Annotated in this window: 1 protein-coding gene; it reads right to left on the minus strand. The window is 53.0% G+C overall.

Annotated elements, in window-relative coordinates:
• Positions 1-379: calcium-binding protein (locus SLS51_RS23410; RefSeq protein WP_369293960.1), on the minus strand; the 379-nt coding region annotated here is incomplete at both ends.

Genomic DNA, 379 nt, shown 5'->3' on the forward strand with positions numbered 1-379 from the left:
TGTTTGTAAATCAACCGCCGAAATATCTGAAAAATTGAGTTTTTGGATATTTTTCAGCGTAACCGTGCCGTCACGCCCGGCGACCTTATCGGCCACCACATACCCACTGTCAGTACGGGTAATTTGGTAGTCGCCGTGGTTACCGTGCAGGCTGACGATGTTGATCCCGCCGTCCCCATCAATCGTAGCATTGCCGTGACCCACTTCGATCACGTCGTCACCAAAGCCGCCAAAAATCTTATCATCGCCGCCGCCAGCGTGAATAATACTGCCGCCTTCGGAAGCATAGATTGTGTCGCCCTGAGGACCGGCATAGATAACCGACTTGCCACTGCCACCAATGATAGTGTTGTGCCCGCTGCCGCCGACTAAGACATCG

This window comes from Photorhabdus africana (assembly GCF_035181445.1).
Lineage (GTDB): Bacteria > Pseudomonadota > Gammaproteobacteria > Enterobacterales > Enterobacteriaceae > Photorhabdus > Photorhabdus laumondii.